This window comes from Hymenobacter telluris, assembly GCF_017313265.1.
GTDB classification, from domain to species: Bacteria; Bacteroidota; Bacteroidia; order Cytophagales; family Hymenobacteraceae; genus Hymenobacter; species Hymenobacter telluris.
Map to the genome: position 1 here is coordinate 177,484 of NZ_JAFLQZ010000011.1, position 9,158 is coordinate 186,641.

A 9,158-nucleotide genomic window follows, 5' to 3' on the forward strand; every position below is an offset into this window, starting at 1 on the left:
CATGGAGGTTGACGAAAACCCGCCGTTTGGCGAGAAAGAGTATCTGCTGCATCTGTATATTGCAGGAGCCACTCCTAACTCAACCAAGGCGGTGCGCAACATTAAGGAAATCTGTGAGTTGTATTTGGAAGGGCGGCACGAGCTATTGATTATCGACATTTATCAGCAGCCGGAGCTAGCCCAAGGCGAACAGCTTATTGGTATTCCTACTCTCATTAAAAAGCGCCCCGGCCTGATTCGGCGGCTGGTCGGTGACTTATCGGACCGGCCACGGGTGCTGGCGGCGCTGGGACTGCCCGCCACCCCGCCGCGCTAATTTTCACTCATGTCCGCTTCTGCCTCGCCTACTCCCTCGGATCTGACTCGTGAAAACGAGGAACTGCGTCATCGGCTGCAAGAAGCTGAGGACTTGATTCATGCAGTGCGGACTGGTGCCGTTGATGCCTTGGCTATTCAAAGCCCCGATGGCCCGCGCATCTTCACGCTACAAGGCGCCGACGAGAGCTACCGCACCCTCATCGAGCAAATGAGTGAGGGAGCCATGCTACTCAACCAAGATGGTACCATTCTGTACTGCAATGCCTGCCTGGCGAGTTGGTTGCGGCGGGGCTTAGAGGAAGTAATCGGGCAGTCGTTTGCCGTTTTTATTCCGCGCGGGTTTCAGGTGTATTGGGCGGCTTTGCTGGCCCAGGGGTGGGCCGGGCACGGCAAGGGCGAAGTGCCACTGCAAACCAAAGGCGGTGCGTTGCGGCCCCTGGCGCTTTCGTTGCAAGTACTGACTTTCAGCGAGGCGCCCGTAGTGGCCGTTATTGCCACCGATCTGTCGGCGCAGCGCGAAATCAGCAATATTCAGGCGCTGGTTGCCGAGCAGAACGTGGTAATTGACCGCAAGAACGAAGAAATCCGGTTCCAGGAGTCGGCCCGGATGGTGGTGGAGCGCGCCGCCGCCGAGGCCAACCGGATGCTGGAAGGAATTCCGCAGATTGCCTGGACTGCCAATCCTTACGGCCAAACCACTTACTTCAACCGCCGCTGGTTTGATTTTACGGGCCAGCCCGACCAATTGCTATGGAAGTACCGCTGGGAAGACTACCAGCACCCCGAAGATGCAGAGCAAGCCGGCGAGCTGTGGGAAAGCTGCTTGCGTACCGGCGACGCATTTGAAGCCGAGTTTCGGCTCCGCGACCGGGCAGAAAACTACCGCTGGATGCTAAGCCGCGCTTTTCCTTCGCGCAACGAGCAAGGTGATATTATCCAGTGGATTGGCACCTGCACCGATATTCATGAGCACAAGCTGGACCTGGAGCGGATTGACTTGGCGCAGCAGCAGCTTCAGTTGAAAAATGCCCAGCTAACCCGCGTCAATATAGACCTGGACAACTTTATCTACACGGCCTCGCACGATTTGCGGGCCCCCATTACCAACATCGAGGGGCTGTTGCAGGCACTGCTGACCGAACTGCCCGATGGTGGCGCCGACGTGCAGCCTATCATGAATATGATGCAGGATTCGGTGGACCGCTTCAAGCGCACCATCGACCACCTGACTACTATCACGAAGCTGCAAAAGGAAAACGACCAGCCAACGGCCTCCGTCGATTTAGCTTACCTGATAGAGGAAGTCCGGCTGGATTTGCAGCCGCAAATCCAGGAGGCAAATGCCCGGGTTTCGGTGGATGTGCGAGAGTTTCCCATGATTTCGTTTGCCGAGAAAAACCTGCGCAGCATTGTGTACAACCTGCTCAGCAACGCCGTGAAGTACCGTTCTCCCAACCGAGACCTGCACATTCGTATCCGGTGCCGGCCAGCTGGTGAGTATGCCTTGCTTACGGTGCAGGACAACGGTTTGGGCATTCCTGCTACCAGCAACGAGAAGCTGTTTGGTATGTTTGAGCGCCTGCACGACCACGTAGAAGGGAGCGGCATGGGCCTCTACATTGTCAAGAAAATAGTGGAAAACGCTGGCGGCAGCATTGAGGTAGTAAGCCAGCTTGATGTAGGTTCCACTTTCTCCGTCTATCTTGGAAGGTGATTTTTCAGTGCCAGGCTACGGGTGGAGCGGTTCAGTGTTCGTCGCCCTCGTAGTTCGTTTTGTCAACCAATATAATTCATGCAGAAGCTTACCTGCGCTTTGTTGGTCGATGATGACCAAACTACCAACTACCTCAATCAACTGTTACTGAAGCGCTTGGACGTGACTGACAGGCTGTTGGTGGCCCTAAACGGGCATGAAGCCCTGAAGCTGCTGGAAGTACATTGCCACGAAGCCAGCCTGGAATGCCCCATGTTGATTTTGTTGGATGTGAAGATGCCCGTGATGAACGGGTTCGAATTCCTGGAAGCTTACGCGCAACTTCCTATTCCAAACAAGCAGGCTATCATCATTGTGATGCTCACCACGTCGTTGCACCCCCAAGATGTAGGCCGCCTGGAGCATCTCAACATTGCTGGTTTCCTGAACAAGCCCCTCACGCGGGAGAAAGTTGATTCCATTCTCCAGGACCACTTCAACCGGCATCTGCCCAGCGCCTGAAGGTGCACCGCTACCACTGACGTACGCGCCAAGCCACTGCCATTTCAAAGTAGGGGTAGAGGTTGGTGGTGGTGCGGGCCAGGTCGGCGGGGGTGTAGCTAGCTCCCACAAACGAGCCAGTGCCTAGCCGGTACCGGTACAAGGTACGCAGTTGCTGAAGCCACAAAGTAGCAGATAGGGCTAAGTTGCCCGCGCGCCGCTCGTAGGCTACATCGGGGCCCTGCTGGCGCGTGAGGGAGCGTAGGTAAATAAGGGAAGAGCCGCCTGCATCCTGCACCAAGGCCGCCCGGCCGTGGGTGCGCTGCTCCAGAAACCGGTAGCCAACCCGTAGGCTGCTGCTAGTGGGTTGTGGCCGGCGGCCCAGCCAACCATAGCGCAGCCCGCCGCTTAAATCGTGGGTGATAGTCGTGTCCAGAGGACTTTCCTTGAAGGCTGGCCAGCGCAACAGCCCCACCCGATTTTCGCGGCGGGTGTAATCGAGAGTTGCCAGTAGGCGCGGGCGCAGCTGGTAGGTCAGGTTCTGCTGCTGCTCCAGCACCCGGCTGGCTCGGTTGCGAAGCTGCTCACTGGCCCGGTCGCGCACTTGGTAGCTCACCCACAAATGATACGTGCTCCGAATGCTTAGCTTGCCGGGTGCCCACGTAAAGCCCGGTTCCCAATGCAGCAGCCGGTCGGTGTAGTTTTCGGCACTTAGTGCCGCCCTGATGAATACAAACTGCCGGTACTCGCCGGCCACCGCCAGCGAAGTTCGGAAGTTGCCCAGCCACCGGCCCGTCCAGGTGAGGCGTAGCGCGTGCTGAGCTTCGTCGCGGTCCTGCTGGTTGGCCTTGCTGGGAGCCGTAACGCGCAGCAACTGTGCCGACCCCGTAAGTGCCAAAACGTGGCGTTGGGCGGCCAGCCAGGTAAGCGAGCCCTGCCACTGGGTGGTTTTCTCGTTGATGTCCCGAATTCTTTCCCGAGCCAGCGCCAGCTCGTACTGGGCAGGCGTAAGCAGGCGGTTGTTATCGAGTTGGTAGCCACGGTTCCGCTCCCGGTAGCTGAACGCCAGCATGCTTTGTAGTTTCTTGCTACCCAGGCGCAACTCCTGCCGGGTGTCCAATTCCCGCTGCTGGTACCCTAGGTTCTGAAGCGTATCGGCTTCCGAAGCCAGCCGCCGATAGCGGAATGCTCGGCTAGGCAAAGCCAGCGCATTGTCTGAGCGAAACGAGATTTTGTCGGAGAGGCGGTACAGCCAGCTTATCTGCCCAGCCAGGGTATCACTCTGAATGCGCTGCACGTTGCCGGGCACGTAGTCTTCGGCGCGATGGGCACGGTAGGCGGCCCGCGCACTGCCACTGGAATAGTCGTCGAAGGTATGCTCGTAGTAGCCTTCGGCCAGTATCCGCTGCCATACCCGCGGGCCTAGCTGTGCCCGGGTGCCCAGCAGCCGCAACGCTAGCGGTGGCGCCGCCGCCCCCTGCACGAAAACCAGGGTGGAAAAGTCGAGGCCGTAGGCTACTCCCGTATCCTGCCGGCCATTGCGAGCATCCTGCACTACACCACCAAAACCCACGTAGCGCACCACCGACAGCGAATCGAGTGGGCGAATACCAGCCAAGCCATGCTCGTAGCCCAGCCGGCCCAACCATAGGCCGGTGCGAGTCGCGTTGGCCCGGCTTTGCTCGTAGCGGGCAAACTGCCCAGTGCGCCAGCCGCCGCCCAGGTCCACGGTGTGCAGCGCGTCGGCGGCGTAGTCTTCCCGCACAAACGGCGGCTCTCCCCGCGAATCATAGATCCACTCGCTTTGCAGGCGGTAGCGGAGGTGCTGCCGGCCCGAAAGACGCAGGTTCCCCAAGGCATCGGTGCGTTGCGCGTAGGTACTAACGCCCACCCTTCGAGCCCGAAACGTGAGCAGTAATAGCGAGTCGGGAACAGGTACAGCAGTGCGCGCCACTAGGGGCAGGCTGCCAGCATCTACTAGGCTTTGGGCATATGCGGCTCTCGCAATAGCCAGCAACGCCAAGGCAGTGGTTGCAACCTTACTGCCCAGCCAGGGCCGGCTTCTAAGGTTCTGCTTGTCAGAGAGTAGCTCGTTGGTGTTACCTCCACGGTCAGCACTTGCATCAGTAGAGAGTAACTTCATAAGATACAATTGCGAAGCGCAGGTAAAAAGACGGTTGCAGAGGCTCTAAAAAGTGGGCTGCTAGGTGGTGACAAGCAAGTTAGTTCAGCGGCCTGAAGCTCGCAACCATCGAGTAGTTTCGGATATTAATCAAAATTTGAATGCAAGGGTAGTCTTGAGTATTACCTTTGTTCTCGGTTGAGTCGGTAATCGAAACTATGCGGGGTGTCTCAACGTCTTGTTACTCCACGTTTCATCTGTTTGTGCTTCGGGCGTGTGCCCGGGCTATTGTATGCCAATCAGCTTATGAGAAATAAGAAGTTATTGCTGTTGGTAGGGCTGATAGGAGGATTATCCGGGCGTGTGCAGGCACAGCACGCTATTTGGGCCGCTAAACTGGTGGCAGTATCGTCGCAGAAAGCAGAGGGGAAAGAGGCGTTTTCGCCAGAAAAGGTACTGGGCGAACCCAACGCCCGCCCGCTCGGGCAGGTCAGCAACGACGCCTGGATTCCAAGAAAAGAAGGAACCAACGAATTCATCGAAGTTCGGTTTGCCAAGTCGCTGGTTGCCAAGCAAGTGACGGTGGTTGAAAATTTCAACCCCGGCGCTGTGTCCAAAATCGAGCTGGTGGATACCCGCGGGCAGAAGCACCAGGTGTACCAGAACGATAATCCTGGCCCAATTCCAGAGCAGTTTCGTTCGTTACAGGTCACGTTTGCGGCCGGCACTTACCGCACCATTGGGGTGGTTGTGAGTTTGAACACCAAGGCTGTGAATGGCGTCAACCAGATTGACGCTATTGGTATTGCCGACGTGGCCGAAACCATGGTGAAGAAGGAGTTCAAGAGCGAAACCGACGGCGTGCAGTTCGACTCCGCCATGGTGAACCTTGGGCCCAACGTCAACTCCAAATACGTTGATACCCACCCGGTTATTTCGCCTGATGGCCGCACGCTGTTTTTTGCCCGGCAGGAAAGCCCGCAGAACGTAGGCGGTTCCAACGATGTGCAAGATGTGTGGTATAGCACCTTAGCCAACGCTAGCACCAAAGCTTGGAACCCCGCCAAGAACATTGGCTCGCCCATCAATACGCCCGGTCCTAATGGCTTAGCGTCGGTGTCGTCGGATGGTAATTCGGCCGTGCTTATCAACGTGTATAAAGAAGATGGCTCGCTTGACCCCAAGGGCCTAAGTTTGTCGCGCCGCACGAAGAACGGGTGGAGCAAGCCTACGAAAATAGAAATCGACGATTTCTACAACGACGACCCCGACAACGTAGATTATTTCCTGGGTACTTCCGGCAAGGTGTTGCTGATGGCCGTGGACCGCAAAGACGGGTTGGGCCAGCAGGATTTGTATGTGGCCTTGCTGAAGGAAGACGGAAAAAGCTGGGGCCGGCCCATCAACTTGGGGCCGAGCATCAACACCAAAAAGCCGGAGTTTGCGCCCTTCCTGGCCGCCGACGGCAAGACACTGTACTTTGCATCGGAAGGCCACGGCGGGTACGGCAAGAGCGACGTGTTCTATTCCAAGCGCCTCGACGATACTTGGAAAAACTGGACCAAGCCCCGCAACCTCGGCCCCAACGTCAACTCACCTGATTTCGACGCCTACTACGTGGTGTCGGCGGCGGGTGAGGATGCGTATCTGGTATCAACGCGCAACGGCACGGCTAACTCCAAGGATATTTTCCGCATCAGCCTCACGCCGCAGTTTAAGCCGGAGGTAGTAACGCTGGTGCGTGGGCAAGTACTGGATGCTGCCACCAAAAAGCCGGTTAATGCCGTTATTAAGTACGAAAACCTGCTGACTGGTGAGGAAATAGGCGTGGCGGAAACCAACCCCGTAGACGGTTCCTACACGATTGTGCTGCCGTCGGGGGTGCACTACGGCTACCGCGCCGAGGCGCCCGAGTACCTGGCCGAATCCGACAACCTCGACGTGACGGACAAGGAAAAGTACTCGGAGGTGAAGCAGGATTTATATCTGGTGCCGTTTGCCGTGGGCCAGACCATTAAGCTGAACAACATCTTCTTCTCGCAAAGCAAGTATTACCTGCGCGAAAGTTCTTACCCCGAGCTACAGCGCCTGATTCGCACGCTCAAGGAATACAAAACGCTGGAAATCAAGATTGAAGGCCACACCGATAACCAGGGCGACCCGGCGTTGAACCTCAAACTCAGCCAAGACCGGGTGAACGAGGTGAAGAAATACATTGTATCAAAAGGCATCAGTGGTACGCGCATCACCACCGAAGGCTTCGGCGACACCAAGCCCATTGCCAGCAACGACCAAGAGGAAACCCGCAAGCTCAACCGCCGCGTAGAATTCCGCATTACCAAGAAATAGATTGGTTTAGTGATACTTAGCTATTTCGCAGGTAGTACGCGCCCAAAAACAAGGCCCGATTCATAAAGAATCGGGCCTTGTTTTTGGGTAGTTGAAGCAAAGTGTGTAGCGAATACATTGATTATCAACACCTCAGCAATCAGCGCATTAGCTTAGCCTGGTTTCGTCCCTTCCCGGCTTACTACTGCTGCTCTGGTTACCGGGGTTGGCAATGGAGTCGCGCATGTCGGTGTCGGACTGAATGTTGCGCATTTTGTAGTAGTCCATAATACCGAGGTTGCCGGAGCGGAAGGCTTCGGCCATGGCTTTCGGAATTTCGGCTTCTGCTTCTACCACGCGGGCTTTGGCTTCCTGGGTTTTGGCGCGGTTTTCCTGCTCGATAGCTACTGCCATAGCGCGGCGCTCTTCGGCTTTGGCTTCGGCTACTTTCAAGTCGGCGGTGGCCTGGTCTATTTGCAGCTTGGCCCCAATGTTTTCTCCGATGTCGATGTCGGCAATGTCGATAGACAGGATTTCGAAAGCCGTGCCGGCATCCAGGCCTTTGCTGAGCACCAGTTTGGAAATTTTGTCGGGGTTTTCGAGTACCTCCTTGTGCGACTTCGACGAGCCAATGCTGGTTACAATACCTTCGCCAACGCGGGCCAGAATGGTTTCTTCGCCGGCGCCACCTACCAGCTGCGTGATGTTGGCGCGGACCGTAATACGGGCCTTGGCAATGAGCTGAATGCCATCTTGCGCTACTGCCGCCACGTTGGGCGTGTTGATTACCTTGGGGTTTACGCTGGTGGTTACGGCCTCAAATACGTCGCGGCCGGCCAAGTCGATGGCGGTGGCTTGTTTGAAAGTGAGTGGAATGTTGGCTTTGTCGGCCGAAATCAACGCTTTAATAACGCTGGGAATGTTGCCGCCGGCCAGGTAGTGCGTTTCCAGGTCGTTGGCAGTCAGCTCTAGGCCAGCTTTGGTGCTGGTAATCATGGAGTTGACAATAAGGGAGGGTGGTACCTTGCGCACCCGCATAAAAGCCAGCTGAAACAAACTCACTTTCACCCCTGAAAACAGCGCCGTAATCCAGAGGCTGATGGGGAAAAAGTAGAGAAAGACCAGCAGCACGATGGCCCCAACCAGCAGCGGGAAAAGTGGGAAGTTGTTCATAGGGTGCAAGGTAGCATAAGCAGCAACGTAATCAGGATCTTAGCGCGAAGCTTACCCTATACTTTCCACTACAATACGGTTTTGCTCGATGCGAAGCACCCGCACTTCCGTGCCGGCCGGCACGAACTCGCCCCGAGTGGTTACCTCACGGCGGTTTTCCTCGAACAGCACCGTGCCTGCTGGGCGCAGGGCCGAGAGTGTGCGGCCCGTAGCGCCGGGCTGCACATCGGGTAGGCGGGCGTCGCGCACGTGGGAGTTGTGCACATCATTGAGGGCCACGCGAGCCAGATTTTTGGGACGGAGGCCGATGTACACCAGTAAGCCAATGGCCGCTAGTGAGGATACCAGTAAGATATGGCCGGTGTTGGAGCCCAAGTCGCGGTAGCCAAACCAAACCCCGGCCGCCAGCAGTGCAAAGCCCACCAACCCCACTACGGTGGTACCGGGAATGAAAATGACTTCGGCTACCAGAAACAGCAAGCCAAACAACAGCAGCAAGGCAATAGTGAGGGAGTCCATTGTAGTGAGTAGGGTGGGTTGTTGGGTAAAAGATACGCACAAAGCCGGCTGAGTGTGGCGTAGTAGCAAGCATTAACTCAGCATTGTACGTATGCAGCGCATGATGAAACAACGCGAAGTAACCGACAAGCACAAAACTACCTGGACCTGCGTGCAAGCCTATGCCGCCACGGAAAGCGCCGCCACCGATGAGGCTATAAAGCGCAGCGAAACTCACTCCGGAGCCGTGCCGGTGGTGTGCACCCCTAGCGGCGGCGCCCAAACCGTACGGCTCGAACTCAGCAAAGACTGGCTCGATTCCTTGTCTGATGAAGAGCTGACTGCTGCCATTGCTGCCGCCAAGTAGCAAGCCTCACCCCAACCAGCAACAAGCCCCGCCACTAGTGCTAGTAACGGGGCTTGCTTAGCGAGAATATGTACGGCAGCTTAGGCTGTGTGGACAGCAAAGGCAGTAATTTTGCCTCATGCGTCGTCATGAATTAACCGAACGTGAGTGGAAGCTAG

The 9,158-nt window shown here is 56.7% G+C and carries 8 protein-coding genes; 5 read left to right on the plus strand and 3 right to left on the minus strand.

All coding sequences use genetic code 11. From position 1 onward, the window contains the following. Nucleotide 1: 1 nt before the first annotated feature. The 3 genes from J0X19_RS16300 (at nt 2) to J0X19_RS16310 (ending at nt 2,533) form a co-directional block, all read left to right on the plus strand. Nucleotides 2-316 carry a circadian clock KaiB family protein gene (locus J0X19_RS16300; RefSeq protein WP_206985480.1) on the plus strand — a complete coding sequence of 105 codons (315 nt, stop codon included), beginning with the start codon at nt 2-4 and terminating at the stop codon, nt 314-316. Nucleotides 317-325: 9 nt separating this feature from the next. Continuing rightward, on the plus strand, nt 326-2,032 hold the full coding sequence (locus J0X19_RS16305; protein WP_206985481.1) for an ATP-binding protein: 1,707 nt from the start codon (nt 326-328) through the stop codon (nt 2,030-2,032). Between the two features lie 78 nt (nt 2,033-2,110). Beyond that, a complete protein-coding gene (locus tag J0X19_RS16310) occupies nt 2,111-2,533 on the plus strand; it encodes a response regulator (RefSeq protein ID WP_206985482.1) in 423 nt (140 codons plus the stop codon). Between the two features lie 10 nt (nt 2,534-2,543). Here the strand turns inward: J0X19_RS16310 and J0X19_RS16315 are convergent, their stop codons facing one another. Beyond that, on the minus strand, nt 2,544-4,655 hold the full coding sequence (locus J0X19_RS16315) for a hypothetical protein (RefSeq protein ID WP_206985483.1): 2,112 nt from the start codon (nt 4,653-4,655) through the stop codon (nt 2,544-2,546). 285 nt (nt 4,656-4,940) lie between these two features. On the opposite strand from J0X19_RS16315, the gene J0X19_RS16320 reads away from it, so the two are divergent. Next, complete coding sequence (locus J0X19_RS16320; RefSeq protein WP_206985484.1) at nt 4,941-6,983, plus strand: OmpA family protein; 2,043 nt, start codon at nt 4,941-4,943, stop codon at nt 6,981-6,983. 147 nt (nt 6,984-7,130) lie between these two features. Here the strand turns inward: J0X19_RS16320 and floA are convergent, their stop codons facing one another. Together floA and J0X19_RS16330 are read right to left on the minus strand one after the other, a co-directional pair. After that, the gene (floA, locus tag J0X19_RS16325; RefSeq protein WP_206985485.1) at nt 7,131-8,135 is read right to left on the minus strand and encodes a flotillin-like protein FloA; all 1,005 of its coding nucleotides are present in this window, start codon (nt 8,133-8,135) and stop codon (nt 7,131-7,133) included. Between the two features lie 51 nt (nt 8,136-8,186). Next, entirely contained in the window at nt 8,187-8,654 is a 468-nt protein-coding gene (locus J0X19_RS16330; protein ID WP_206985486.1) for an NfeD family protein, read from the minus strand. Between the two features lie 100 nt (nt 8,655-8,754). On the opposite strand from J0X19_RS16330, the gene J0X19_RS16335 reads away from it, so the two are divergent. Continuing rightward, nucleotides 8,755-9,000, plus strand: a complete 246-nt coding sequence (locus J0X19_RS16335) for a hypothetical protein (protein WP_242582804.1) — start codon at nt 8,755-8,757, stop codon at nt 8,998-9,000. Nucleotides 9,001-9,158 lie beyond the last annotated feature (158 nt).

What these genes read in the sequence shown, in the direction of transcription:
- J0X19_RS16300 (WP_206985480.1), top strand. Translation starts at nt 2, where the DNA reads ATGGAGGTTGACGAAAACCCGCCGTTTGGCGAGAAAGAGTATCTGCTG.
- J0X19_RS16305 (WP_206985481.1), top strand. Translation starts at nt 326, where the DNA reads ATGTCCGCTTCTGCCTCGCCTACTCCCTCGGATCTGACTCGTGAAAAC.
- J0X19_RS16310 (WP_206985482.1), top strand. Translation starts at nt 2,111, where the DNA reads ATGCAGAAGCTTACCTGCGCTTTGTTGGTCGATGATGACCAAACTACC.
- J0X19_RS16315 (WP_206985483.1), bottom strand. Translation starts at nt 4,655, where the DNA reads ATGAAGTTACTCTCTACTGATGCAAGTGCTGACCGTGGAGGTAACACC.
- J0X19_RS16320 (WP_206985484.1), top strand. Translation starts at nt 4,941, where the DNA reads ATGAGAAATAAGAAGTTATTGCTGTTGGTAGGGCTGATAGGAGGATTA.
- floA (WP_206985485.1), bottom strand. Translation starts at nt 8,135, where the DNA reads ATGAACAACTTCCCACTTTTCCCGCTGCTGGTTGGGGCCATCGTGCTG.
- J0X19_RS16330 (WP_206985486.1), bottom strand. Translation starts at nt 8,654, where the DNA reads ATGGACTCCCTCACTATTGCCTTGCTGCTGTTGTTTGGCTTGCTGTTT.
- J0X19_RS16335 (WP_242582804.1), top strand. Translation starts at nt 8,755, where the DNA reads ATGATGAAACAACGCGAAGTAACCGACAAGCACAAAACTACCTGGACC.